The sequence below is a fragment of the Psychrobacter piscatorii genome (genome assembly GCF_904846415.1).
GTDB classification, from domain to species: Bacteria; Pseudomonadota; Gammaproteobacteria; order Pseudomonadales; family Moraxellaceae; genus Psychrobacter; species Psychrobacter piscatorii.
Map to the genome: position 1 here is coordinate 27,117 of NZ_CAJHAR010000011.1, position 25,389 is coordinate 52,505.

A 25,389-nucleotide genomic window follows, 5' to 3' on the forward strand; every position below is an offset into this window, starting at 1 on the left:
CCAAGGCTTAATTCATATAAATATGACAATTAAGACAATCTTGGTCACCTTAAGATAATTGTTAAAAGGTCGCACATACTAATGTGCAGATATTATAAGAAAATTGCGACCAATAACAAGTCTTTTAACAAGTTATTGGCCTATTCTTTAGTGACAATACACAGAGATACTCTATATTGCCACCTTCAGTAAGTTTTATTTACTCGTCATCATCTTTAGAATTGAACTTAGAGATGATTTCAGCAGCAACTGATTTTGGAATTTCAGCGTACTTTTGGAATTCCATTGAGTAAGTTGCACGGCCTTGTGACATAGAGCGCATTTGAGTGGCATAGCCAAACATTTCCGCTAATGGTACTTCAGCACGAATCTGTTTAGTACCGCCAGGTAAATCTTCCATACCCTGTACCAAACCACGACGACGGTTAAGATCGCCCATGATATCGCCCATGTAGTCTTCAGGTGTTTCAACTTCTACTTTCATGACTGGCTCAAGTAGTGCTGGGTCAGCAGCTAGGAAACCTTTTCTGAAGGCCATAGAACCGGCCATTTTGAACGACAATTCATCAGAATCGACGTCATGGTAAGAACCATCATACAAGGTGGCTTTTACGCCAACAACTGGGTAGCCAGCAAGTACGCCGTTTTTCATGCGCTCTTGGATACCTTTATCAACAGCACCGTGGAATTCTTTTGGTACCGTACCACCAACAACTTCTTCAGCGAATTCATATTCAGTGTCGCCAGCTGGATCAAGTGGCTCAAGACGTAGCCAAACGTGACCAAACTTACCACGACCACCAGTCTGACGTACGAATTTACCTTCTTGTTCAACCGTGTTACGAATCGTCTCACGATAAGCAACCTGCGGCGCACCGATGTTGGCTTCAACGTTAAACTCACGCTTCATACGGTCAACAAGAATCTCTAGATGTAGCTCACCCATACCACTGATGATCGTCTGACCAGACTCTTCGTCAGTGTGTACACGGAACGATGGATCTTCTTTTGCCAAACGGCCAAGAGCGATAGACATTTTTTCTTGGTCAGCTTTGGTTTTTGGCTCGACAGCTAGAGAGATAACTGGATCTGGGAACTCCATACGCTCAAGCGTGATCACATTGTCTTCGTCACATAGTGTATCACCAGTAGTCACATCTTTCATGCCGACTAAAGCTGCGATATCACCAGTACGAATTTCTGCAAGCTCTTCTTGAGAGTTTGCCATCATCTGTACGATACGACCAACACGCTCACGCTTCATTTTAACTGGGTTATAAACACTGCTACCCTGCTTCATGACACCAGAATAAACACGTACGAAGGTTAAGTTACCAACGAACTTGTCGTTCATGATTTTGAACGCTAGTGCTGAGAAAGGTGCTTCATCTGATGCTTCACGGCTGCCTTCGCTTTCGTCTTTGTCATCAAGAATACCTTTAATAGCAGGTACGTCAATTGGTGCTGGTAGATACTGGATAACCGCATCTAGCATCTTTTGTACACCTTTGTTTTTAAAGGCAGTACCACAAAGAAGTGGGATGATTTCGTTATCGATAGTCAACTGACGAATAGCACTGTGGATCTGGTCTACAGTCAATTCACCGTTTTCTAGATATTCGTTCATCAACTCTTCGTTGGCTTCAGCAGCGCTTTCTACAAGATATTCACGGTATTCTGCTGCTTTGTCTTGTAGTTCAGTTGGGATATCACGCTCATCATACTGCATACCTTGAGACGCTTCGTCCCAATAGATAGCTTTCATGGTCACTAGATCAACAACGCCTTCGAAGTCATCTTCTTTCCCAATTGGAATAACCAATGGTACTGGCTTGCCGCCAAGACGGGTTTTGATCTGTTCGATCACACGATAGAAATCAGCACCAACACGGTCCATTTTATTTACAAACGCAAGACGTGGTACTTTGTATTTGTTCGCCTGACGCCATACGGTCTCAGACTGTGGCTGAACGCCGCCTACTGCACAGTAAACCATGCAAGCGCCATCAAGTACACGCATAGAACGTTCAACTTCGATCGTGAAGTCAACGTGACCTGGGGTATCGATGATGTTAATGCGGTGTTCGTCAAACTGTTTAGCCATACCTGACCAAAAACAAGTTGTTGCTGCTGAGGTAATAGTAATACCACGCTCTTGTTCTTGCTCCATCCAGTCCATAGTGGCTGCGCCATCATGTACTTCGCCAATTTTGTGGCTAACACCGGTATAGAATAAAACACGCTCAGTAGTGGTCGTTTTACCAGCATCGATGTGCGCTGAAATACCAATATTGCGATAGCGTTTTAGGGGAGTTTTACGAGCCATAGTGTTTTCCTAGGAAAAGTCGTGTATATAATAATGTATTGTGTCTCTACCTCATACTCTATGACAAAGCGTTCAGCTTCGTAATATTACTTACTGATTATTGAGCCTAATACGGACAAAAAAAGAGCAAATACTAAGAATAGTGTGGCATCAAATTTGGGATGTTCTCTAATGAAAGGATGAAAGTCATACTTGTTAAGAGAGACATCTGGATAGATGTCCGCCACCCCAGTCATTAATAAATAACATTTATATATGACCGAATGATGATGGCGGCAATCAATAGAATAAACAACAATGTAAGATTAATGAGTATGAGCCACTAATCTCAAGCTACTGTTAAAAAGTAGCTTAGAAACGGTAATGAGAGAATGCTTTGTTAGCATCTGCCATGCGGTGAACTTCATCACGCTTTTTCATAGCAGCGCCTTTGCCATCAGCAGCATCATTCAATTCGCCAGCTAAACGCAAAGCCATTGATTTTTCAGAACGCTTAGCAGCAGCTTCAGCTAACCAACGCATAGCCAAGGCAGTACGACGGGAGGGGCGTACTTCCATTGGTACTTGATAGGTTGCACCGCCAACGCGGCGAGCTTTTACTTCTACCATTGGGCGTACGTTTTCAAGCACTTCTTCGAAGAAAGATACTGGATCTTCAACTTTACGCTTCTCACTTACTGTCTCAAGTGCACCGTAAACGATACGCTCAGCAGTAGATTTTTTACCATCACTCATTACATGGTTGATGAATTTTGCAACAGTTTGGCTACCAAATTTAGGATCCGGTAGGATCTCACGGGCAGCAACGACGCGACGTCTTGGCATAATAAATTTCCTTATCTTCAGGAGTGTCTAACATTCACAACATCGACTACTATCATTAAGATATAGCAGTGAGTTATCAGTTAGCCTTACTGCATGGTGGTATGTTTTAGAAGCAAATTACTGATATGATAATAATATTACTGCTGACACCGAACCCATGCACAGTTATTGGGTAGTGCAGAAAGCTTATTTAATAACGTTTAGTTATTAAACCTTAGGCTTCTTAGCACCGTACTTAGAGCGACCTTGCTTACGGTCTTTAACGCCTGCGCAATCTAATGCACCGCGAACAGTGTGATAACGTACACCTGGTAGATCTTTTACACGACCACCACGGATTAGAACAACACTGTGCTCTTGTAGGTTATGACCTTCGCCACCGATGTAGCTTGATACTTCATAGCCTGAAGTCAAACGTACACGACATACTTTACGCATGGCAGAGTTAGGTTTTTTTGGCGTGGTAGTATATACACGAGTACATACACCGCGACGCTGTGGGCACGCTTCCAACGCAGGAACTTTTGACTTTTCCTTGATGGTTTTGCGACCTTTACGAATCAATTGGTTAGTTGTTGCCATAAGGCATCCTTCTCCCGTTTGGTATAAAACAAAAAAATGGGCCAATGCACCATCTATCTGACAGTAATTGCAGATTTCGGGGCACCCATTTTTAGGACAGTGTATTATAAAGAGTTGTTGCTGCTATTTCAACCACTTATGAATGGTTTTGCTTTACAACATTTGATAGATATGCATTCAACCTCGCATTGTATCACTTTATAACTTTTTCGCCGAAAAATAGCGTGATAAATAAAGTAAACAAGACAAGCTCAAGCATCATTAAGAAGAGATATTCGAATATAAATGCTACTTGATAGTAACTAAGTGGTGGTATTTATCCTAATTTTCAAGTCACTCTACTCAATCAGACCAAGATAAATACCATTGTGCTTATTAATATACAACCCAACTAGCAAATAATATGTCTATTACTTGGCTTTTTTATCAGACGTTTGCTTGTCTGAGTCTTTTTTGCTGCTGGTTTCTTCTGTATCGCTATTTTCTTCTGTCTTTTCTGTGTCTTTCTGCGCATCGTTATTGCTAGATTTTTTTACTTCAGCCTCGCTACTACTGTCATCAGTAATGGCACGATTGGCAAGTTTTGCCTCTGGCGCGAAAGTCGCTTGAGCAACGCCAATCACTTCATCAATCAACTGACTGTTGTAATGTACGCCGATAGCTACTGCTGTAACGGGAATGAAACGGCGAACCCATAATAGGTTTATTTTATCCAAATCGATCCCTACTTGGCTAGCAATACTGTCTATTTGCTCAGCATAGTAGTTTACGTTTTGATTTTTTAGACCCAAGTTCTTGAGTTCGCTATGCAACCCGCGGCTCTGAGCATTATCAAGTAAACCTTTACCGATACCCATACCTGCTAGCAATGCTTGTTTTTCTTGCATTTTGCTTAGGTCTGCATTCGAGAGCAATTCGTATGCCATTTTCACACCTTGTTTACCTGTGAGCGGCTTATTGTATATAGCTGCAATTTGGTAGACAGTACGTAGAGATACCAATAATAGCCATAAGGTATCAGCAAGTAGACCTGGCAACCCTGCTAGACCCGTCAGGCCGCCCATTGCCGCAAGTGCTCGGTTCTGGTTAGCGATGTCAGTTGCAAGTGCATAACGCTCTTCATCATCTAAAGTAGCAATATTGGCAAAGCGATGCTCGTTCGGTAAGTCTAATTGACTCCAGTTTGATGCAAGCTTCGCAACTTGAGCAAACGCGCTATCTACTGTCGATTGGAAAAAGCTATTTGGCACGACTTTTTTGGCATATTTACCATAAGTAGCAAAACGTGGGCCCAACAGTTGCTGCGTAGCCTTTAAGGTTTGCTCACGAAATAAATCTTGTTGATAATCCTCATCGCCTAGATCTACCGCTTTATATTGGCGCGGTTTGCCTGTTTTGGCATTCACGCTATCAATCATGGAGCCTACGCGCTCTAGGTTGTTGCGTGTAAAAGAGCCAATAGTATTGATACTTTTTGAAAGAGTACTACGCTTTGCCATCGTGATGTCCTTAATATGATGATTGGTTTTATTCTAATATTAGTAATCTTAAGCAATTATTTTAGTCAATCGCTATAGTCTTTGTCAGTGCGAACAATGTTATCGCTATCACAAATTTTGTATCTAAAAGTATAACTTAATTTTTGTCTGACTTAACCATAGCCTTTAGCTCACCCATATTGTTTTTCATAAACAGTAAAGCAACTGCTTAAAAAAAGGGCTTTATAGCCACTCACCTTCTTACTATCTTGTAGCGATAGAGGCTATTTCGCCATTATTTTACACTTGTCCAAAGATTTTCAACGCTTGATACGTTATCATGTGCCGTAAGTTAGAGCATAATTGTACACTGAATTGATATCGTCTTTAATAGGCTGTAGTTATCTTAATTCATGCTATCGTTATCTACATAGACTATTTTTTCACTATAATGCTCAAATTCATTCATCGTTAAACCTCATATATAGATTTACAACGATTATTGCCTGTCAATAGCGGCAAATCGTTACTTACAAGGAATAGAATATGCGTCGCGTCGTTATCACTGGAGCAGGGATTGTCTCTTGTATCGGACATGATCTAGCCACGGTCACTACTGCTCTTAAAGAAGGAAAGTCTGGTATTACGTTTAATGATTCTTATGCTGAGCACGAGTTCAAATCACACGTGAGCGGCAGTATTAATCAATCAGAACTGGATACTAGTGGTATCGATCGTAAGCTCAAACGCTTTTTTAGTGATGCCAGTCTGTATGCTTATGTCAGTGCACTAAACGCCATCGAACATTCAGGACTGTCACTTGACACCATCAATAACAATCCACGCGTGGGTGTCGTCGCCAGCTCAGGCGGTGCGTCAACAGAAAACATCGTGAACGCTGTGGATGCCATGCGTGAAAAAGGCCTACGCGGTGTCGGTGCGATGGCGGTACCTAAAACCATGGGCAGCTCAGTATCAGCAGCCCTAGCCACTGGTCTAAAAATCCAAGGTGTCTCCTACTCGCTTGCCTCTGCTTGCGCGACCTCGACTCATTGTATCGGTCATGCCGCTGAGCTTATCCAATTGGGTAAAGCTGATGTAATATTGGCTGGTGGTAGTGAAGCTGAGCATTGGACACAGTCTTGTATGTTTGATGCGATGGGTGCAGTGAGCACTCAATATAACGACACGCCAACACTCGCTTCAAGAGCTTATGACAAAGATCGCGACGGTTTTGTGATTGCTGCTGGTGGCGCAATGGTTGTGGTAGAAAGCTTAGAGCACGCACAAGCACGTGGCGCCAATATCTTGGCTGAAATCGTGGGTTATGGTGCTACCTCTGATGGTGCTGAGATGGTTGCGCCAAGTGGTGAAGGCGCTGTACGCTGTATGCAACAGGCCTTAGCTGAAGCTGGCCTAGAAAGCGTTGATTATATCAATAGCCATGGCACCAGCACACCACTAGGCGACATCACAGAACTCAAGGCGATTGCCAAAGTTTTTGATAACGATGTCAGTAAAGTACCGGCTATCAGCTCAACCAAATCGATGACTGGTCATAGCTTAGGCGCTGTTGGCGCGCAAGAGCTGATTTACTGCCTACTTATGCTACAAGATAGCTTTATTGCCCCAAGTATCAACGTTGACAACCTAGATCCTGCAGCTGAAGGTTTCGATATCGTCACTCAAATGCGCGAATCCAATCTTGAAACCTTGATGAGCAACAGCTTTGGCTTTGGTGGTACTAATGCCACGCTCATCATCAAAAAATTCGACGCTTAAACCATGGTCGCACCAAATCAAACGATAACTGAGCAGACAGATTCTGCGCCATCGCCAGCTAGTAAATCTAGCTGGCGTTTTGGTGATGTGTCAGCTGCTGAATTAATGCCACAGCTAAGACGCCATTTACTCAATCAAGATGATGCAGCAAATTGGCAATTGGCTTGGTTAAATAATGATGGACGACCAGTGATTGGCTTACTGCCTAAAGTCAGCTGGTCGGTTTATGCTGCTGATCAAAAACCTTTTAAAGATTCAAACCCTGTCTATAGAGTGGTTAAAAACTGCCGTGATAACTGCTCTACTCATAGCGAAAATACCACGACAGCTTATATGAGTTATCTAGAATGGCAAAATGAGCTTATTGCTTACAGCAAAGCTTATGATACCGATAGTAATAGCTCAAACAATATAAATTCGAAAAACACAAAACCTAATTATCATCATGGTCTGATTGGTTTTATCAGTTACGATATCGCTGCTTATGAATTAAGTCCTGCAGACAGAATCGAATTGGCAAATCAGCCTTGCGCCTCATTAGGGCATTACGATATCTATCTAACACCTGCTGCAGATACTGATACCGATTGGGAGCTAAAAAGCATTCAAACCAATAGCAGCTCTAATGAAGCTATCGGCAATAAGGTAAAAGATGAGTTCATAGTTACTCTGACATCCTACCTAGATGAACTGGATAAAAAGCTATCCGACAAATATCTTAATCAAGCACAATCTAAGCGCACATCACATACTATACCTGTCGTCCTAAAGGCACGATGGAGCAAGCGTGATTATCAGCAAGCATTTGATCGTACCCAAGACTATCTACAGCAAGGCGATTGCTATCAAATTAACCTGACGCAAAAGTGGTCTGGCTATCTGCCATATAAAAACGATGCGACTCAACCAACTTCAGCACTTATCGATTATCTACCTTCACTGCATCACAATACGCAAGCGCCTTTTGCAGGCTATTTGAGTGTTGATGGTGCGAGCGTTGAGCACGTTGATGCCCTTAACAACAGTTTTGAGCTATTAAGCTGCTCCCCTGAGCTGTTTTTTACTTTTACCAGAGACAAGGCTAATAACAAACATCACATCCTGACCAAGCCAATCAAAGGCACTATGCCTCGTGGCACTACTGACAAGCAAGATGAATCGTATAAGCAACAACTGGTCGATAGCGAAAAAGACCGTGCCGAAAATGTGATGATTGTGGATTTGCTACGCAATGACTTGGGTAAATATGCCAAGATTGGTAGCGTAAAAGTACCGCAACTGTTTGCGATTGAAAGCTTTAGTAACGTACACCATATGGTCAGCACTATTACTGCTGAGCTAAAAATTGATACTCACCCATTGGCTGTACTGTTTGGTAGTCTGCCTGCTGGCTCTATCACTGGTACACCAAAAAAACGCGCTGTCGAAATTATTGCCGAACTCGAATCCACACCGCGTGGTGCTTATTGCGGCACCATGGGTTATATGAATTTTGATGGCAGTGGTCAGTGGAATGTGTTGATTCGCACGCTACAAGCCAATGCGTTATCACATAATGAATCCGTCAAGGAAAGGCAAATCAATCTATGGGCGGGTGGCGGTATTACGGTCGCGTCTGATTGTGATGCTGAATATCAAGAGTGCTTAGATAAGGTAGGTAATCTACTGGCGGTGTTGGCGAAAAAAGTATAAATTACTGAAGTATTATTTCGAGCTGGTCTCTAGTAAGAAAAGCCTGCTTAACATTGCGTTAGCAGGCTTTTTTAGTACTTATCGATAGCATCTACTACACAAGCAAGTAAACCATTAATCAGCAGTAATACTAGTCTCTGTATGCAGCTCTTTTAGTGCATTAATCAAACGCTCATGCTGATCTGAGGTGCCAACAGTAATACGCAAATACTCATTGATACGTGGCTTATCAAAATGGCGAACGATAATTCCTTGATCGCGCAATATACTCGCCACAGCACTTGCATTACCATCTTTTGGACGGGCAAAGATAAAGTTGGCATGCGAGGGCAATACTTTATAGCCTAGCGCTGTCAACTCTGAGGTCAATGACGTGCGCAAATCGATAACCTGTTGACGAGTTTGCTCAAAATAATCCACATCTAGCACACTCGCCGTCGCACCAGCTTGCGCTAACTTATCCAGTGGGTAGCTATTAAAGCTATTTTTCATACGCGTCAATGCTTCAATCAACGAGGCACTGCCAAAGGCCATACCAACACGTAAACCAGCAAGTGACCGTGATTTTGAAAAGGTCTGCGTCACGATAACGTTGTCACACTCATTGATCAAGCTGACCGCTGAGACTTGCGCGTCTGTACTGTCTGCATCAGCCTGAGCAAAATCAATATATGCTTCATCAATTACAATCACGGCGTTAGAATGCTCGCTTGCTAGTTTACGAATATCAGCAAGTGATAAGAGCAAGCCTGTTGGTGCATTCGGGTTGGCAATGATGATACCGCTACAAGGCTGGCGATAAGCATCAGGATCAATACTAAAATCGTCTTCTAATGGGATTTTGACGAGATGCACACCAAAAGTCTGCGCATAGACAGGATAAAAGCTATAGCCAATATCAGGTGATAAAAGCGGACGCTCTTTTAGGAAAAAACTGGCAAATATAAGCGCCAATACTTCATCTGAGCCATTACCTACAAACACTTGGCTGACATCAAGGTCATACGCTTGTGCCAGTGCAGCACGTAGGTCATTGGACTCAGGTGCCGGATATAAACGCAGCTCTTGCGCTTGCTGGGTAAGTACCTTAGCGATTGCCTCCCCTACTTTTGGTGAGGGCGGAAACGGGTTTTCATTGGTATTCAGTTTGCATAAATTGTCGTGCTGTGGCTGCTCACCCGGCACATAAGGTGACAAGTTGCGTGCTTTAGATGACCAAAGTCTGGTATCTATCTTTGACTCACTCATAAATTATCCTACTAATTAGCCATACAGACTATTAAAAATATCTATCAAAAGTAACAACGAAGACGCTCAAAATATCTTACTGATAACGATAACGGGCTGAGCGCGCATGGGCTTCTAGGTCCTCACGTTGCGCTAGAATATCAGCCGTCTCAGCCAATGGCTTGCTACCTGATTCACTGCAATAAATAATTGATGATTTCTTCTGAAAGTCATAGACACCCAACGGTGAAGAAAAGCGCGCAGTACCGGATGTTGGTAGCACATGGTTCGGTCCTGCACAGTAATCCCCAATGGCCTCAGGCGTGTGACGACCCATAAAGATAGCACCCGCATGACGAATATCATCTAGCAATGCATCAGGGTTATCAACGGACAACTCCAAATGCTCAGGGGCAATACGATTGATCAGCGCCATACCCTCGCTACGATCTTTCACTAAAATAAGCGCGCCACGGTTTTGTAGCGAATCGCGTGCGATATCTGCTTTTGGTAGCTCAGCGAGTGCTCTTTCTATCTCTAACGCGACTTCTTTTAACTGCTCTTCACTGGTCGTCACAAAGATGGCTTGAGCGATACGGTCATGCTCTGCTTGCGACAACAAATCCATTGCGAGCCAATCAGCTCGATCTTGCGCTTCACCCTCTGCATATACCAACACTTCTGAAGGGCCTGCAATCATATCAATGCCGACTTGTCCAAATACTGCGCGTTTGGCTGCCGCGACATACTTATTACCCGGCCCTGTGATTTTGTCCACGGCTGGAATGGTCTCAGTGCCATAGGCTAAGGCTGCTACCGCCTGTGCGCCGCCAATGGTAAAGACACGGTCAACTTGGGCCAAATGTGCTGCTGCCAATACCAAAGGATTGAGCACCCCTTTCGGCGCTGGTACGACCATGATGACTTCAGCGACGCCAGCCACTTTGGCAGGAATGGCATTCATCAACACTGATGATGGATAAGATGCCAAGCCACCCGGCACATAAATGCCAACGCGATCAAGTGGCGTAACTTTTTGACCTAAGCGATTGCCTAACTCATCTTCATATTGCCACGTTTCTTGTACTTGACGTTCATGAAAAGTCTGTACCCGAGTAGCTGCTGTGGTCAATGCCGTCTTTACATTCTCATCCAGATTGGCAAATGCATCGGCAAGTGCTTCTTTAGACAGCTCTAACTCTTGCATCGTTGTCGCTGGATGCTGATCGAACTGCTGAGTCAATGCCAATACGACGCTATCACCATCCGCACGTACTTGTGCGATGATATCGTCAACGGTATGCAATAATTCAGCATCATTGACGGTTTCAAAGGCAAGCAGTTGTGTCAATTGATTGTCAAAATCGGCATCTTGGGTACTTAACTGGCGCATGACCTAATCCTATATCTGAGCATAAAATACTGCTGAAAATAAACGGCGTGAATATAGCTAAAGTATGCTTATTATTCACAAATATGGCGACTTACTGGCTGTCTTCTTGTCTAAATTTTACGGTGATTTTATTTTTTCGCAAGCTAAGACAATAAAACCAGTTTAGCACGCTATATCACTCATAGCCTGCTAAACTGGTTTAAAAATTCGCATCATCATGCTTTATATTACCAATGATTAACACCGGTTTACTAGGCATTGGCAATACTGTTTTTAAAGCTATCTAAAATGGGTTCTAGTAATGCAAATTTGCGCTTGTAGCTGACTTGATTGACAATAAGACGTGATGACACATCACAAATATGATCGCGCGCTTCAAGCCCATTCGCGCGTAGAGTATTACCCGTATCAACCACATCGACAATCAAATCGCCCAAGCCGACCAATGGCGCAAGCTCCATTGAACCATAAAGCTTGATGACATCAACTTGCTGACCTTGACTCGCAAAATAAGCGCGCGCTACATTGACATATTTGGTCGCGATACGCAGACGACGATTGGGCAGTGGTGCGTCTTTTACGCCAGCGGTCATCAATTTGCATTGAGCGATTTTTAAATCAAGCAATTCATACACGTGGTTCGCGCCATGCTCAAGCAGAACATCTTTACCCGCCACACCAAAGTCAGCCGCGCCGTGTTCGACGTAGGTCGGTACGTCACTTGCACGCAAGATTAATACACGCACATTTGGGTTTGAGGTTGGAAAAATAAGTTTGCGCGAGGCTTCAGGGTCTTCTAAAAGATTGACACCCGCTGCACGTAGCAGTGGCATCGTTTCTTCTAAGATACGGCCTTTTGATAACGCCAAGGTCAGACCTGAAAACGCATCGTTTACTTCGTTTAATAGACCGTCGGCTGGTGAAGGTTTGCTTGTCTCAGTCATAATGACATCGTGTCCATGTGCAGTTAATTTCCCCATTTAAGGGAAGTTTTAATGTATAACGTAATTCATGTATAAACTACGGTTGACCTATCAATATTAGCCGTTGGTATTGACACGCTGGATATTGACACCAAGGCTACGCAGCTTTTCTTCAACATGCTCATAACCACGGTCAATATGATAAATACGGTCAATCAAGCTCTCGCCTTCTGCCGTTGCAGCCGCCATTACCAGTGACATAGAAGCACGTAAATCTGTTGCCATAACAGGTGCTGCAGTAAAGTTCTCGACGCCTCTGATTACCGCAGTATGACCATCCACTTGGATAGATGCACCCAAGCGGTTTAGTTCAGGTACATGCATATAGCGGTTTTCAAAAATGTTTTCGATAATGGTGCTCGTTCCATCAGCCAGACAGCAAATCGCCATCAACTGAGCTTGCATATCTGTTGGAAAACCTGGATGTGGCTGAGTCCGGATATCTACTGGCTTTGGACGCCCTTTCATTTGCGCGCGAATCCAGTCATCACCTGTCGTAATCACCGCACCCATCGCTTCAAACTTCTCAAGTACTGGGTACAATAAAGATGCCGTAGTGTTTTTGGTCAGCACATCACCTTGAGTCATCAAGGCACCAGCGAGATACGAGCCTGTCTCAATACGATCCGGTACCACTGAATACTCACAACCTTGTAGACGTTCTACCCCTTCGATAGTCATCGTCGAAGTACCGATGCCGCTGATTTTGGCGCCCATCGCAACTAACATATTGGCTAAATCGACTACTTCTGGCTCTAATGCACAGTTAGCCAAAACTGTTGTGCCTTTAGCCAATGCTGCTGCCATGATGACGTTTTCCGTACCGCCAACTGTCACCATATCAAATGAGAAGTGGCAACCAATCAGCTTACCACCTTTAGGCGCTTGCGCTTTCACGTAACCATTCTCTACGCTGATCACCGCACCCATCGCTTCAAACGCTTTTAGATGCTGATCAACAGGACGTGAGCCAATCGCACAGCCACCAGGTAGTGACACTTCAGCTTCGCCAAAACGTGCCAATAGTGGACCTAATACCAAAATTGACGCACGCATGGTTTTTACCAAATCATACGGCGCATAAAAGTTATCGATGCTTTTTGTATCGCAAGTGACCGTGTCGCCCTGCTTTTGGATATCAACTCCCATGCCACCGATCAATTCAATCAATGTACGCACGTCTTTTAGCGACGGTACATTGTGCAATGTCGTTGGGGTCTCGGCCAGTATCATAGCGGCAAGTAATGGCAAAGCAGCATTTTTGGCGCCTGAAATAGTAACTTCCCCTGCGATACGACTACTACCAGTGATTAAAAATTGATCCATAAGGGTGACAACCTAGCGATGAGTATAAAAAATGATGAAAACCAGATGGATAGAATTCATCTATTGATATGACGAATTCTATATTGTCTGGTCGTGTAGAGAGCTATTTAATTAGCCTTTTGATTGAGCGTCCCATTCAGCAGGCGTTAGCGCTTGAATATTGAGGGCATGAATATCGCCACTCGCAATCTTATCATTGACTAGCGCATAAATGGCTTGCTGACGTTGAACGGCTCGTTTACCTTCAAAGCTTGCATCAACCACGCGCACATCAAACTTGTTACCTTGATTGGCAGCTTGGATAAAAGCGTCTGGGAAGTGAGTCTGTAAAAATGCGATCAAATCGTCAGCGTTCATGCTCATAGAATAGTCTGCCTTAAAGTTTAGAATAGGGTATAGATGTAAAGTGATGACATTATAACAAGAGTTTGCATATCTTACAGTACTGTCTTACCCCAGTGTATTTGAGGACTGAGACAATATGAAACATCAAGCACTCTCAGCCACTCATACAGACAGGGATAAACTATTTAAGCGTTTTATCCAAGTACGTTAATACTTGCGCGCGTACGTCATTGACCCAGCGTAGCGGCGGTGCCATTGCTCCAATGCTAGTTGCGTGGCTCGCGCCTTCAATCTCGCCAGTCTCAACGGTGACGCCTGCTTTTTTGAATGCTTCTGTCATTTTGATTGCGTTTGTCGGATGTACGACTTTGTCTTTTTCTGCTGTTAATAACAGGTACGGTGGCTGTGCACCCTTAATCTGACGATCGGGCATCACTTGATCAGGCGTCGCATCTGGAGCAAAGGCTGTCGCACTATCGAATTTACGAAAGTCGTAGCTATAAGGCCCTGCAATACCAATCACAGTTGCAACGTCTGTTGGCTTGATGCCATAAGGCGCCAAAAAGTCTTCATTTGATACTGCGGCAACGGCATTAAAAGCGCCAGCAGAGTGTCCCATGACAGCGACACGCGATGGATCAGCATGTAAGCTGGTCGCATTCTCGATACTCCAAGCAATCGCTTGTGCGGCATCTTCAACATAATCGGGATAGACGTGCTCAGGTGCTTTGCGATAATTAATCACTGCGGTGACATAGCCTGCCTGCGCTAAGCTTTGACCGACAAAAGCATACTGCTCTTTATTACCACTCTCCCATGAGCCGCCATGAACAAATACCACCATAGGGTAGTTGCTATTGATAGCGCTTTGGGCTTTCATTGCTTGCGCCAAGGGCTTTGGATAATAAATATCCAAATCTTGCAAAGGCTCATCACCGTATAAGATGTCTTTACTCACCCCTACACCGCCACTAGAAGTAATACCATTGACGATAGCGAGTGGTGATAATGCCTGTGCACTTTGCGTCGCAAGTGCAATACTCCCTAGTGCCAGAACTGCCGCCCCTGTGAATCTCAGCGTGCGTACTTTTTTACCAGTGTAAGAGCCGATGCTATTCATAGCATCTCTGTTGATGTCTTCACTCTGTTGTATACGGTTTTTTGAATCCTTCATTGCCAGTATCCTATTATATTTATTAATCAATAATGAGTAGCGTTATAGCAGCTATGCTGTTTCGTTAATTGGTCAACGATATACTTTCACTTGAAAACATAAGTGACCAATATGCTGCTTCTGCTACTTTTCACTATTGATATAGTACTCACTGGCTGAGGATTTCTCGTGCTTTTACTGTTATATCTATTTAGGCTTATTGTGATTAATATCAAAAAAAGCTACTAGCATCATATGATGTGACTGGTATCACATATAGCTAAGTAGCCATTATATAGGCTCTTATTTATCGTCAATCATCGCTTGGTAGACTCAGCTTAGCAGACTCAGTAGTTTTACTGATTTTGATAAAGGTCGATATATGGGCTTGATGATGGTTGCGCCGTAGTAGCCTCTTCTTCCGTTATTACTATCGGCGTTGCGGTACTAACAGCGGCATCTTGGACAGCTGGTGCGACTGCCGGATTGGCTAGGTTATTCTCGTACATAATATCATCATCGTTTATCTTTACACCTCTATCATCGACAACGGTCGTCAGCAGTACCAGCTCGGTCACTCCAACAGTGCTGTTCGCAACATCAATTAAGTTGCTTTGCTGGGTGGGTGTCATGCGACCCATGATATAGACCACGCCATTGTTGGTGACTGCTTTGATTTGTGAGGTTTTGACGCCATCACTGGCGGCTATTTTTGCCAGTAGTTTTGAGGTGATATAACCATCATGAACCGTTGAGCTATAGCCTTTTGAGGCACTTACTTCCATCTCGTTGTAGACACGGCGTACATCTGGCATAGAGCTGACGACCTTTTCTACTTCTGCTTTGAGCGCTTCAGACGGTACTTCCCCTGTGAGCAGCACTTCGCTATTGAAGCTATCGATACCCATACGACTGGTCTGCTGTAGGTCTTCTTTTAGGCCATACACGTTGATTTTGGCAGTATGCTCGATACTGCGGTCCAGTAGACGCTGCGGAATGGTACGCTCAGTCATTGGCACACCGTAAGTTCCTTCTGTACTGTTGGTCAGATAATTGGTGGCACAGCCTGTACTGACAGCACAAGCAGCAAGCATAATGCCCGTCGTAATACCGCGTGATGAACCAAAAATAGCAGTGCGCAAATGCATCCGTGTCATTGTTTACCTCTTAAAGCATGATTGTGACGATTTTATCAACTCAACATATTGAGCAAATCTGAATCTAATGGCGGTTGACTAACAGCTACTTTACTTAATTTTGGCCAGCAGCGGTTAGGTTTTTGGTAACGAGTATTGCGCGCCAGATTCAGTCAGGCGCGCGAGTCATCCAGTATTGACGTTATATATTTACTACCATGCACTGGCTACAAAGGCACCTTTAAGCCATTCCGGCTCATCGCTCAACGGATTCTCTTTTGAGCTGAGCTTACCCGCCGTATTATAAGCAATGACATCAAAGCGGCATTCATAGCGAGCGTACTCAGGATGCTGCTGTAAAAAACACTGCGCCGCTTTAATCACTTTGCGTTGCTTGCTTGTCGTCACGCTGAGTGCTGCATCGCCATAGACTGACCGCTTGCGTTGACGAACTTCGATAAATACTAGCGTTGACCATGCGGGTCCTGCTTCCATCATGACCAGATCTAGCTCGCCTATTTTTGGCTGTTGCCAGTTTTGCGCCACCAACCGCAACCCTTGTGCTTGTAAATACTCACATGCCTGCTGTTCAAACTGACTACCTTGGCGTTGTTTTGGTGAGGTTAAGCTCAAGGGTTTGTGATTCGCCATAAGGTTAATTCGTCTGCTTAACATTTGAGAATTATCATAGCACAACATGCTAAACTAGCTATTTCTGCGCTTTATGCTCTCCAAATCTATCGATTTCTTCACTCACTATTTGACTGAAAAACCATAGATAACGACTGGATATAATAGCGCACTATTATTGTTAATAACCCGAGGTTTTCATGTCTACCCCTACTGCGATGCCAGCTTGTCTCTATATCGTTGCCACGCCGATTGGTAACTTGACCGACATGACGCCACACGCGATTGATGTCTTAAAGCAGGTCGCAATCATTGCCTGTGAAGACACTCGCACTTCAGGTAAGCTGTTGTCGCATTTTGGTATTGATACTAAAGGAAGCAAAACGGATGAGGCAAAAAGCTCAGAGACCCATCATGCCACAAGTAGTGTAGAAGATGATGAGACCACAACGAAGCAAAAAGGCCATAATAAGCTATGGGCTTATCACGAACACAATAGCGCTATTCAAACGCCTAAAATCATTGAAATGATTGAGCAAGGTCATTCGGTTGCCTTGATTAGTGACGCTGGTACGCCACTGGTCAGTGACCCAGGTTATCAATTGGTACAGGCTGCACATGAGGCAGGCGTGACCGTATCACCTATCGTTGGGGCTTCTGCTGCTATTGGCGCATTGTCAGTCGCAGGGTTGCCATCAGATCGATTTAGCTTTATTGGGTTTTTACCAGCCAAAACTCATGGTCGTCAAAAACAACTGAACGACTTGATCGCACGTACCGAAACTCTGATATTTTACGAAGCACCGCATCGCATCGTAGCTAGCCTAGAAGATATGGCGACGGTATTTGGTGCAGACCGTGCAGTGACTTTTTGTCGTGAATTGACCAAGACGTTTGAAACCGTACATAAAAGTACCCTTGGCGAGTTGGTCGAGTTTGTCAAAGCAGACGACAATCAGCAACGCGGTGAGATCGTCGTAGTCGTCGCTGGCGTCGGTGTCGCAAAGGATACTGACGACATCAGCACCCATGATAAATTGTTAAAGCGTTTGTTAGAAGATTTATCGGTCAAAAAAGCAGCCGCACTGGCCTCTGATATCACTGGTGTAAAAAAGAATGCACTTTATCAGCGTCTACTAGAGTTACAAGCTGACTAGTTTTTAACAATAAGAAAGATAACTGTTTATAAATTAATTGAAGAGAGGTAAGCAATGTACGATGTAATGGCGATAGGTAATGCGTTGGTTGATCACGAATATGTGCTGTCAGATGCTGCGCTAGAAGAGACCGAGCTGACCAAAGGTAATATGACACTAGCAGAGTTTGAGGAGCAGCAGCAACTACTTGCTTACTTTAAGTTGGCTGAGATTGAGCCATCAAAACAAGCCGGCGGTGGCTCAGCAGCCAATACGATGTTTACCTTTGCCAGCCTCGGCGGTAAGCCGTTTTATGCTTGCCGCGTTGGTGATGACGATCAAGGGGCGTTTTACCTCAGAGACTTGCACGAAGCAGGTGTCGCAACCTCAGACAAATCTATCCATGAAGGCGGCGTGACCGGCTCCTGCGTGGTCGCTGTCACCGAAGATGGCGAGCGTACCATGCAGACCTATCTTGGCACCTCAAGCGAAATCGCAGCTGACAATGTTGATTTTGACGCGTTGACGCAAGCAGACTGGCTATATTTAGAAGGCTATTTGGCCATGTCTGAAAGCATCCAACCAGCAATGACGCAACTGCGTCAACAAGCCGGTATTCATAATGCAAAAATTGCAGTGAGTTTTGCGGATCCTGCCGTAGTGAAGTTTGCCAAAGATGGCCTACTTAATATGCTCGGCAATAAAGTCGCGGTGATATTCTGTAATAGCGAAGAAGCCAAGCTATTCACCGATAAAAAACAAGTCAAAGCCGCTGCCCGTGCCCTGCTTGATTATTGCCAAACAGCGGTCGTCACTGATGGTGCTAACGGCGCGGTCATTGCCCACAAGCCTGATGACGAGTCGGAGATTGAAGTTTACGACGTGGCAACGCCAGCAGTAACCAGTGTCATTGATACCAACGGCGCAGGTGATAACTACGCGGGTGCCTTCTTATATGCGCTATCGCAGCATTATAGCTTGTCAGAGTGTGGACGTCTTGCCAGCGAAATATCGTCACAAGTCATCCAGCAGTTTGGACCACGTCTTGCCTCGCAGGATTACCGAGATATCGCTCAGCGTGTCCTATCTGCTTAAATGCTGAATATGTATATTTGACGCAAATAAAAAGCCCATATCAAGTTGATATGGGCTTTTTTGTTTATGGATTATAATCACTCAAATAACTTTCCCAAATGAGCATGCTTTTATATTAAGCAGTAGCTAATGCTTGCGCAAGATCGGCTTTGATGTCTTCAATATGCTCGATACCAATAGACAAACGTACCATATCTTCACTAACGCCAGCTTGCTCAAGCTCTTGCCCATTTAACTGACGATGCGTCGTCGAGGCAGGATGACAGGCCAGTGACTTGGCATCACCGATATTCACCAAGCGCGTAATCAGCTGTAGCGCATCGATAAAGCGTGACCCTGCCTCCAAACCGCCTTTTACCCCAAAGGTCAAAATAGCAGAGGGTGTACCTTTCATATACTTTTGGGCAAGCTCATGCTCAGGATGGTCAGATAGGCCTGCATATTTTACCCAAGCGACCTTGTCATGGTCACGCAAGTACTCCGCAACGGCTTGTGCGTTTTGTACATGACGCTCCATCCGTAGGCTCAGCGTTTGCATCCCTTGCAGAATACTAAACGCATTGAGCGGACTAAGCGCCGCACCCGTATTGCGTAACGGTGCGACACGAGCACGCGCGATAAAGGCAGGCGCGCCCACGTCTTTGACAAAGTTCACCCCATGATAACTGGCATCTGGCGTGTTCAGTAATGGGAAACGCTCAGGATAATCGCCCCAAGCAAACGTACCGCTATCGACAATCGCACCACCAATCGACGTCCCCGTGCCGCTCATATACTTAGTCAACGAATGCACCACAATGTCCGCACCAAACTCAAATGGACGGCATAGCGCAGGTGTGGCAACGGTATTGTCAATCACGACAGGCACACCATACTCATGAGCAATATCACTGAGCGCCTGAATATCTACGATATTACCTAGTGGGTTACCGATACTCTCGGCAAAGACCATTTTGGTCTTGTCATCGATTAAATCACGAATGGCTTCTGGGTTTTTGTGATCAAAAAAGCGCACCTCAATGCCTTGACGCGGCAACGCATGCGCAAACAAATTATAAGTACCGCCATATAGGGTCGATACGGCGACAATATTGTCACCTGCTTCACAAATGGTCTGAATCGCATAAGTGATGGCAGCCATACCAGAGGCAACCGCAAGTGCTCCGATACCGCCTTCAAGCGCGGCAACGCGCTCTTCTAGTACCGCATTGGTCGGATTCATGATACGCGTATAGATATTGCCCGCGACCTTTAAATCAAACAGGTCAGCACCATGCTGAGTGCTATCAAACGCATAGGAGCTGGTATGGTAGATAGGCACAGCGACGGATTTGGTCGTTGGTTCAACACTATAACCAGCATGAATCGCCAAGGTCTCAAGACGCTGGTGGCTCTTTAATTCTTGGGCTGCTTGTTCATCACTCATCGTACATTCCTTTGTATGGATTAAATGTATTGATCAAAAATTACTGATTCAAGAGTTCGCGTTTAAAGGCCATCTCAAAAACCTGTCTGCTAAATCATAGCAATAAAAAAAGCTGAGTTCATCATAACTCAGCTTCTTTATGAATAAAACCATCTATTGTTGACAGCTTAATGCTTGATTGTAATAAGCGGTCAATAATGGCTTATTTGTAGTACGCATTCTCTGTACGCGTATGATCGGTATCATCAACCACTTGCGTCAGCTCTGGTATTTGCTGCTTAAGCTGCACTTCAACACCTTGGCGCAGCGTCATATCAACGGCTGAACAGCCTTGGCAACCACCACCGAATTTTAAGACAGCGGTCAGGCCGATACCTTCTTCATCAATCAGCTCAAGCAACTGTACATCGCCACCATGCGCGGCCAATCCAGGATTAATCTCTGACTGCAAGACATAGTTAATACGTTCTTCGACACTGGCGTCAGCGCCTACTTTCGGCACTTTAGAGTTTGGCGCGCGGAACGTCAGCTGACCACCAAAACGATCTTTATTGTAATCGATGACCGCATCTTCTAGATAAGGAACCGATGCCGCCTCGATAAAGGCCGAAAAGTCATCATAAGTAAAACGTAAATCAGCGCTGTCTTCTTCGCCCGGCTGGTTGTAGGCCATGCAGCACTCTGCGCGCGGCGTTCCTGGATGCTCAACGAAAATACGCACACCAATACCATCAGTGTCTTGCTTAGCTAACAAATCTGCCAAATAGCCTTGAGCAGATTCAGTGATGGTGATATTGCTTTTTGCTTCAACTTGCTCAGTATCTAATGCTGACTCATAGTCAGCGGCTTGATTTTGCTCAGTCATAATATTTCCTATGCGTTGTGACACAAGCGCAATATCTATTATAGCTACTGTGTCGTGAATTTGAATTTTTCAAAATTTTTACGGCTTATATCAGTTTGCAAGCCCTCAGTGCTTGAGGTTTATTATTGTAATGCACCGACAGCAATGGTCATAAAATTTAATCCGTCTATAATGACCATTATACCTGAATCAAGCATCAATTCCGACCGCGCTACTGTGAATTGAACCGTGACCGCTGCAAATGGTTGTCATTGGTTTTTTTAATGACTTCACTCAGCGGTAGATTAGATAAGGTTGGCATAATTATCGACAAGCTACCCTCTATATAAAGACATCTGCATTATTTATCAAGCAGACTAAATGCAAATAATGCCTACTAAGGATACACCCCTAAACATCTTTCCACTTGTCAGAAAGTCACAGGCTGTGTCAGTATTAGCGTCATTAATTTTTTATCAATAAAAATAAGTTGTAGGAAATTGGCGTCTATGAATGAATTATCAGAGCAAGTTTCAGATAAGCAAAACCCCGATCAGAAAAACAGTACACACTACCGTTATTTGGTTTTTATCGGGCGTTTCCAGCCATTTCATTGTGGACACAAGGCAGTCATTGACGAAGCGCTCAAACGCTCTGATGAAGTGATTATGCTGATTGGTTCGGCCAATCTACCACGCAGCTTACGTAATCCGTTTAGCGTCGCTGAACGCGCTGCGATGATTAAGGGCGCTTACTCAGCAGAAGACGCCGCTCGTATCCATTGCGTCGGCCTAGACGATGCGCTCTACAATGACACGCGCTGGCTACAATACGTCCAAGCAGGCGTGAAATCGGTGACGGGTGACTTGCAAACAGATATTGGCTTGATTGGTCACTCAAAAGACAGCTCCTCATATTACTTATCGCTATTCCCTAACTGGGCATCGGTGTCAGTACCCAATTATCATAATCTATCAGCCACGCCTATTCGCGACAGCTATCTGATGGGCGCTACGCCAACACCTGAGCGTACGCCTGAGTCAACACGCAGCGTCCTCGATGCATTCAAAAAAACGGACGATTATCATCAATTGCATGAAGAAGCAGACTTTATTGATAAATACAAAAGACAGTGGCAATCTGCCCCCTATCCACCGACTTTTATGACAGCCGATGCGTTGATTGTACAATCTGGGCACATCTTGCTAGTCGAGCGACGCAGTATGCCAGGACGCGGATTGTGGGCGCTACCGGGTGGATTTTTAAACCCAAAAGAGACGCTATTTGACGCTTGTATTCGCGAGCTGCGTGAAGAGACGCGCCTCAAAGTCCCTGAGCCTGTATTGCGTGGTTCTTGCCATAGTCAGCATACCTTTGACGATCCGTATCGTTCAGCGCGCGGACGCACGATTACCCAAGCGTTTTATTTTCAGCTAAAAAACGACCCAAAAGGGCTGCCAAAAGTAAAAGGTGGCGATGATGCGACCAAAGCATTTTGGTTACCATTGGCAGAGCTTGATGCCAAAATGATGTTTGAAGATCATTATGCGATTATTACCAAAATGGTTGGGTTGTAGTTTTTCGTTATTGGACGGATGAGCAGGTCATGTTCAAATCAGCCCTCATTGATATCTACACAATGTATTTTTTAACTTTTTATACCAGTGCCGATAGACGGCACTCAACCGCCGCCACTGTTCTTTCAACGCAGCTGCGGCATCTCAAAGCAGAGGAGTTCTGTGATGTACACCAGTAATCTAAACAATTTAATCTTAAATAGTGACAGCTATAAAACCTCACATTGGGTGCAATATCCAAGTGGTAGCGAATATCTGTCCAGCTACATTGAAGCGCGCAAAGGCGACTACGATGTGGTGTTCTTTGGTCTGCAGGCCTTTATTAAAGAATACTTAAGCACCCCTATCACGCACCAAGATATCGACGAAGCCGAAAAAGTGGTTAAAGCGCACGGCTTGACTTTTAATCGTGCGGGCTGGGAGCACTTGATTGAAAAACACAATGGCTACTTGCCACTGCGTATCCAAGCTGTACCTGAAGGCAGCATCGTTCCGGTATCCAATGTAGTCTGCCAAGTTATCAACACTGATCCTGAGTTTTATTGGCTACCAAGTTATATCGAAACAGCGCTATTACGCGCGATTTGGTATCCATCGACGGTCGCTAGTGTCTCTCGCTATTGCAAAGAAATTATCCGTCAAGCGCTAGAAAAGTCAGCAGACAATACAGAGTCGCTGCCTTTTCGCTTACATGACTTTGGCGCGCGCGGTGCGTCGAGTCAGGAGACGGTTGCCCTTGGCAGCTTAGCGCATTTGGTGAACTTTGCTGGTACTGATTCAATGACAGCACTTATTGCGGCCAGCCGCTGGTATCAGATGGGTGATGACATGCCTGCGTTTTCCATTCCAGCGGCTGAACACAGTACGATGACGGCATGGGGACGTGATGGCGAAACCGCTGCTTTTCGCAATATGATTGAGCAGTTCGGCGGCGAAGATAAGGCTTTTTCAGTTGTATCTGACAGCTATGACCTATGGAATGCGATCGACAATATCTGGGGCGATGCCCTAAAAGATGACGTCAAAAACATGGGTGGTACCTTAGTCATTCGACCAGACAGCGGCGAGCCCACCAAAGTCGTTCGTGAAGCGCTAGAGCGCTTGGCAGTGAAGTTTGGCACTACGGTAAACAGCAAAGGCTATAAAGTCTTGCCTGACTATGTGCGAATCATCCAAGGCGATGGCATAAGCTCACAAAGCTTAAGCAAAATTATTGACGTGATAATCAAAGCAGGCTTTAGCATAGAAAACGTGACATTTGGTATGGGCGGTGGTTTATTGCAACAAGTCAACCGTGACACCATGAGCTGGGCGATGAAATCGAGCGCTATCTGTATCGATGGCACATGGAAAGATATTTATAAAGACCCTATCACCAGCCGCTCAAAGCGCTCGAAAAAAGGACGACTAGCACTGGTACAAGATGGCAGTGGTCAGATCAAAACCATAAAAGAGCAAGCATTGGGTACACCATCAGACAACCTATTACGCGATGTCTATATTGATGGTCAATTATTAATTGAGGACAGCCTCACGATTATTAGGGAACGTGCAGGATGGTAGACACTAATAAACTAACATCTATCGCAAAAGATGTATTATTTGCGCCTGTTTACCTTTATCAGGGTCGTAAAATCAAGCGTGAAACTGTTCGTTTGCCGGAACCAAACGGCGAAAGACATGGTATGGTTGAGCTATCAAAAGCAGATGATGGAGTATCATCTAAAAGCCAAGAGACGCTCAATTTGATGGTCGTCGGCGACTCAGCAGCAGCAGGTGTCGGTAGCCAAACTCAGCAAGAGGCACTGGTTGGTAAGCTGATTCCGATATTAGAACAGAATGCCGTTATTCGATCGAATTTTGCACAGCTCAACTGGTCATTACAAGCGACGACTGGTCATACTAGCTTTGATATTTTGCGCAGATTATATGTCCTCCCTACTCCTGATCAACCTATCGATGTGATGTTGCTGAGTGTTGGGGTCAACGATACGACGTCCAACGTCTCTTTGCATCAATGGCAGCAGCAGATCGAAGATATCATTAATATTGCGCAGCGTAAATTTGGCGTACGCGAGTTGATCTTTTTAAGCTTACCACCGATGGCGCAGATGCCTGCGATTCCCTCCCCACTCAACAACTTTGTTGGGGCAAAAGCCTCAATACTTGATGAGATATTGCAAAAAGTCTGCGCTGCTCATGACGGTGTCAATTATATGGCGACTGACTTTGCGCGCATGATATCAGAGCATGGCAATGGTCAGCCCATTGATATTGCGGTGATGTTCGCCAGTGATGGCTTTCATCCGAGTAGCCTCATGTACGGCTATTGGGCACAGCAGATCGTAGAGAACATGACCCAACTGTTAGACTCACCCACCGCTCAGACGGATTGCTAAAAACACGCAAGTATTGATTTATCGACACAAAAAA

General features: G+C 44.7%; 22 protein-coding genes. 8 read left to right on the top strand and 14 right to left on the bottom strand.

What is annotated here, in order from left to right; all coding sequences use genetic code 11:
• Positions 1-199: 199 nt before the first annotated feature.
• The 4 genes from fusA to JMX83_RS06775 form a co-directional block, all read right to left on the bottom strand.
• Positions 200-2,326, bottom strand: coding sequence for an elongation factor G (gene fusA / locus JMX83_RS06760; protein WP_201599905.1), 2,127 nt, complete (start codon positions 2,324-2,326; stop codon positions 200-202).
• Between the two features lie 351 nt (positions 2,327-2,677).
• The gene (gene rpsG, locus JMX83_RS06765) at positions 2,678-3,151 is read right to left on the bottom strand and encodes a 30S ribosomal protein S7 (RefSeq protein ID WP_057761735.1); all 474 of its coding nucleotides are present in this window, start codon (positions 3,149-3,151) and stop codon (positions 2,678-2,680) included.
• A gap of 207 nt (positions 3,152-3,358) precedes the next feature.
• Entirely contained in the window at positions 3,359-3,733 is a 375-nt protein-coding gene (rpsL, locus tag JMX83_RS06770; RefSeq protein WP_011281154.1) for a 30S ribosomal protein S12, read from the bottom strand.
• Between the two features lie 410 nt (positions 3,734-4,143).
• Positions 4,144-5,232 carry an EcsC family protein gene (locus tag JMX83_RS06775; protein WP_201599906.1) on the bottom strand — a complete coding sequence of 363 codons (1,089 nt, stop codon included), beginning with the start codon at positions 5,230-5,232 and terminating at the stop codon, positions 4,144-4,146.
• Between the two features lie 525 nt (positions 5,233-5,757).
• On the opposite strand from JMX83_RS06775, the gene JMX83_RS06780 reads away from it, so the two are divergent.
• Together JMX83_RS06780 and JMX83_RS06785 are read left to right on the top strand one after the other, a co-directional pair.
• Positions 5,758-6,993 (top strand): beta-ketoacyl-ACP synthase II, encoded by a 1,236-nt coding sequence (locus tag JMX83_RS06780; protein ID WP_201599908.1) that lies wholly within the window; start codon positions 5,758-5,760, stop codon positions 6,991-6,993.
• 3 nt (positions 6,994-6,996) lie between these two features.
• On the top strand, positions 6,997-8,685 hold the full coding sequence (locus JMX83_RS06785; protein ID WP_201599909.1) for an anthranilate synthase component I family protein: 1,689 nt from the start codon (positions 6,997-6,999) through the stop codon (positions 8,683-8,685).
• Between the two features lie 114 nt (positions 8,686-8,799).
• Here JMX83_RS06785 and hisC read toward each other — a convergent pair whose 3' ends face one another.
• The 8 genes from hisC to JMX83_RS06825 all read right to left on the bottom strand — a co-directional run bounded on the left by hisC (position 8,800) and on the right by JMX83_RS06825 (position 16,947).
• Positions 8,800-9,933, bottom strand: a complete 1,134-nt coding sequence (gene hisC / locus JMX83_RS06790) for a histidinol-phosphate transaminase (protein ID WP_201599910.1) — start codon at positions 9,931-9,933, stop codon at positions 8,800-8,802.
• Between the two features lie 76 nt (positions 9,934-10,009).
• Complete coding sequence (gene hisD / locus JMX83_RS06795; protein WP_201599911.1) at positions 10,010-11,305, bottom strand: histidinol dehydrogenase; 1,296 nt, start codon at positions 11,303-11,305, stop codon at positions 10,010-10,012.
• Positions 11,306-11,556: 251 nt separating this feature from the next.
• Positions 11,557-12,249, bottom strand: a complete 693-nt coding sequence (gene hisG, locus JMX83_RS06800) for an ATP phosphoribosyltransferase (protein WP_201599912.1) — start codon at positions 12,247-12,249, stop codon at positions 11,557-11,559.
• 96 nt (positions 12,250-12,345) lie between these two features.
• Positions 12,346-13,614 (bottom strand): UDP-N-acetylglucosamine 1-carboxyvinyltransferase, encoded by a 1,269-nt coding sequence (murA, locus tag JMX83_RS06805; RefSeq protein ID WP_201599914.1) that lies wholly within the window; start codon positions 13,612-13,614, stop codon positions 12,346-12,348.
• Between the two features lie 111 nt (positions 13,615-13,725).
• A complete protein-coding gene (locus tag JMX83_RS06810) occupies positions 13,726-13,971 on the bottom strand; it encodes a BolA/IbaG family iron-sulfur metabolism protein (protein WP_178379289.1) in 246 nt (81 codons plus the stop codon).
• 169 nt (positions 13,972-14,140) lie between these two features.
• On the bottom strand, positions 14,141-15,133 hold the full coding sequence (locus tag JMX83_RS06815; RefSeq protein WP_227675767.1) for an alpha/beta hydrolase: 993 nt from the start codon (positions 15,131-15,133) through the stop codon (positions 14,141-14,143).
• Positions 15,134-15,468: 335 nt separating this feature from the next.
• Positions 15,469-16,269, bottom strand: a complete 801-nt coding sequence (locus JMX83_RS06820; RefSeq protein WP_201599917.1) for a BON domain-containing protein — start codon at positions 16,267-16,269, stop codon at positions 15,469-15,471.
• A gap of 192 nt (positions 16,270-16,461) precedes the next feature.
• Positions 16,462-16,947, bottom strand: coding sequence for a YraN family protein (locus JMX83_RS06825; protein WP_201599919.1), 486 nt, complete (start codon positions 16,945-16,947; stop codon positions 16,462-16,464).
• A gap of 131 nt (positions 16,948-17,078) precedes the next feature.
• Between JMX83_RS06825 and rsmI the strand changes: the two genes are divergently transcribed.
• Positions 17,079-18,035, top strand: a complete 957-nt coding sequence (gene rsmI, locus JMX83_RS06830; protein WP_201599922.1) for a 16S rRNA (cytidine(1402)-2'-O)-methyltransferase — start codon at positions 17,079-17,081, stop codon at positions 18,033-18,035.
• Positions 18,036-18,089: 54 nt separating this feature from the next.
• The gene (locus JMX83_RS06835) at positions 18,090-19,109 is read left to right on the top strand and encodes an adenosine kinase (RefSeq protein WP_201599925.1); all 1,020 of its coding nucleotides are present in this window, start codon (positions 18,090-18,092) and stop codon (positions 19,107-19,109) included.
• A gap of 115 nt (positions 19,110-19,224) precedes the next feature.
• Here the strand turns inward: JMX83_RS06835 and JMX83_RS06840 are convergent, their stop codons facing one another.
• On the bottom strand, positions 19,225-20,535 hold the full coding sequence (locus JMX83_RS06840) for an O-acetylhomoserine aminocarboxypropyltransferase/cysteine synthase family protein (protein ID WP_201599928.1): 1,311 nt from the start codon (positions 20,533-20,535) through the stop codon (positions 19,225-19,227).
• 202 nt (positions 20,536-20,737) lie between these two features.
• Entirely contained in the window at positions 20,738-21,400 is a 663-nt protein-coding gene (nfuA, locus tag JMX83_RS06845; protein WP_201599931.1) for a Fe-S biogenesis protein NfuA, read from the bottom strand.
• Positions 21,401-21,888: 488 nt separating this feature from the next.
• Between nfuA and JMX83_RS06850 the strand changes: the two genes are divergently transcribed.
• The 4 genes from JMX83_RS06850 to JMX83_RS06865 are packed head-to-tail and all read left to right on the top strand — an operon-like array spanning position 21,889 to position 25,355.
• Positions 21,889-22,956, top strand: coding sequence for a bifunctional nicotinamide-nucleotide adenylyltransferase/Nudix hydroxylase (locus tag JMX83_RS06850; protein WP_201599934.1), 1,068 nt, complete (start codon positions 21,889-21,891; stop codon positions 22,954-22,956).
• 29 nt (positions 22,957-22,985) lie between these two features.
• Positions 22,986-23,135, top strand: coding sequence for a hypothetical protein (locus JMX83_RS06855; RefSeq protein WP_201599936.1), 150 nt, complete (start codon positions 22,986-22,988; stop codon positions 23,133-23,135).
• Positions 23,122-24,519 (top strand): nicotinate phosphoribosyltransferase, encoded by a 1,398-nt coding sequence (locus JMX83_RS06860; RefSeq protein ID WP_201599938.1) that lies wholly within the window; start codon positions 23,122-23,124, stop codon positions 24,517-24,519. The genes JMX83_RS06855 and JMX83_RS06860 overlap by 14 nt, the downstream gene beginning before the upstream one ends.
• The gene (locus tag JMX83_RS06865; RefSeq protein ID WP_201599940.1) at positions 24,513-25,355 is read left to right on the top strand and encodes an SGNH/GDSL hydrolase family protein; all 843 of its coding nucleotides are present in this window, start codon (positions 24,513-24,515) and stop codon (positions 25,353-25,355) included. The genes JMX83_RS06860 and JMX83_RS06865 overlap by 7 nt, the downstream gene beginning before the upstream one ends.
• Positions 25,356-25,389: the final 34 nt, after the last annotated feature.